The following is a 2,324-nucleotide window of genomic DNA, read 5'->3' on the forward strand; positions in this document are numbered from 1 at the left end:
ATCAGATGTTTTATTAGGATAAAAACCATTAAAAATTTCTTTTCAATAAATTATATTTAATTAAGAAAACTCTAACAACCTCTCTGCTTCTAAAATTACCGTCTTCCCTTCAATAATCCCTTACCATCTTTCTATTTGTCTACTAACCTTCAAATTCACAAAAAATCATGAAAAAAGTAATTTTTACCCTCTTATCAATGGCCTGTACCTTTCAATTAAGCATGGCACAAGGCAACGACTCCAACACTCAAAGTTACCTTGGCATTCAGCTTGGGCAGAACATGTTCAGTGATAACAACAGAATTTTAGGAAATAACAATGACTTTAATATCCAGTCGATCTTTTCCTTTCAATTTGGGACGGGTAATATGTTTAGTGCCATTAACGCTAACATAGGCAATAACAACACAGGGAACTTTCAAAACTTAATTGGGGCACAAATTGGGGAGGGAAATTCTCTTAACTCTCTTAATGAAATCAATGGCAACAATATTGACCGAAACCTTCAAAGCGCAATTGTGGCCCAATTTGGGATGGGAAATAACATGAATACAAGTAATGCCATCAGAGGCCCCGGCAACACCAACAATGACACAAATTTTCAAAGCCTAATTGGTACTCAAATTGGGATGGGAAATCGGCTTGAACGAATCAATGCGATTAATAGTAGTAGCAACAGTGACAGGAACTTCCAAAGTGCTATCACATCGCAATTTGGGATAATGAACAATTTTAGGTCCCTTAACTCCATCTCTGGTGGCAACAACAATGACAGGAACTTCCAAAGCGCCATCGGATGGCAATTTGGGATGAGTAATATGTTTTCAACGCTTAACACCATTAATGGCAACAGTAATGACAGGAACCTTCAAAGTGCCAACGGAGCGCAGTTTGGAGAAATGAATACCATCAATATGAATAACCAAATTATGGGGAACAACAATGACGGGAACTTTCAAAGTTTTGTTGGTGCGCAAATTGGGGACGAGAATGATAACTTTGAGAATAATAACAACATCATTGGCAACAATAATGACTTAAACTCTCAAAGTTTTGTTGGTGCGCAAATTGGGAATGAGAATGATGAAATAGAGGAAAATAATAAAATAATAGGCAATGGTAACGACCAAAATTTTCAAAATTTTGTTGGTGCGCAAATTGGGAATGATAATGATGAACTTGATGATCTCAACAACATCATTGGCGATAATAATGACAGGAATTTTCAAAATTTTATTGGTGTGCAATTAATTGGGAACAGGGATAATCAATTTGATGATGGAAATCAGATCGAAGGCAACAATAATGATGATAACTTTCAAAGCATGCTTGGTTTGCAAATAGGGCCGGATAATCGATTTGATGAATTTAACGAAATCGTGGGTAATAATAATGATAGTAACTTCCAAAGCGCGATTGGTACGCAAATAGGGCAAGGGAATGTCATTGAGGACCTTAATCAGATCGAAGGCAACAATAATAATAGGAGCTTCCAAAATGCAATGGTGTCACAATTAGGAGTTGAGAATAATATTAGCATGAATAACCAGCTACTGGGTAATAACCAAGATAATAACAGACAACTCTTCTCTATGACTCAGATTGGGAATGGTAACATGGCGATGGGCAATAATATCATTCAGTAATTGTATGGATCATTACAATATTAAAGATTATCAGATTGGCAGGGCCGGAAAAGGCACAAAAGAAGGGTGGTGAAGCCCTTTATTTTTTGGTTTCGAACCAAAATAGTTTAGAATTATAGTTTAAGTACATTTGTACTTTTCTTATTTTAATTGTACTATACTAATATTGCGTTTTATTTACATTAGTGATAGATAAAGTAATTCCTCTTTCTAGTGTTTACTCCCCTTAAAACCTTAGTCCCTCTTTATTCTTCTACAACAAAAAGCATTTCCTCTGTAATAGATTATTTCTAATCTTTTAAAATTCCACACTCATGAAGAAAATTCTCCTAAGTCTAATGGCCCTAAGTGCCAGCCTGCAGGTTAGTTTTGCCCAGGGCCATGACAACAACACCCAAAGCGCTCTGGGTATTCAGCTCGGTCAGAATATGATCAATATGATCAACCTCATTGATGGAAATAACAATGATTTTAACAACCAGTTAAACTTTTCCTATCAAATTGGGCTGAATAACCAATTGATGACTAACAACCAAATCGTAGGAAATAGTAATCTGGGAAATTCCCAAAGGGCAGTTGTAGTACAGTTTGGAGAAAGTAATACTATATTACCCATTATAATCGGACCTACTGGGCTTAACGGCATTTTTGGCAACAATAATAATGAGAACCTCCAAA

Annotated in this window: 2 protein-coding genes; both read left to right on the forward strand. The window is 35.9% G+C overall.

Annotated elements, in window-relative coordinates:
• The first annotated feature begins 167 nt into the window (after window positions 1-167).
• Entirely contained in the window at window positions 168-1,646 is a 1,479-nt protein-coding gene (locus E1171_RS02625) for a hypothetical protein (RefSeq protein WP_155203800.1), read from the forward strand.
• A gap of 314 nt (window positions 1,647-1,960) precedes the next feature.
• A partial coding sequence (locus E1171_RS02630) for a hypothetical protein (RefSeq protein ID WP_155203802.1) occupies window positions 1,961-2,324 on the forward strand: 364 nt, incomplete at its 3' end.

The organism is Xanthovirga aplysinae, from assembly GCF_009711365.1.
Taxonomy (GTDB): Bacteria; Bacteroidota; Bacteroidia; order Cytophagales; family Cyclobacteriaceae; genus Xanthovirga; species Xanthovirga aplysinae.

Coding starts and splice junctions, on each gene's coding strand:
- E1171_RS02625 (WP_155203800.1), top strand. CDS start 168: ATGAAAAAAGTAATTTTTACCCTCTTATCAATGGCCTGTACCTTTCAA.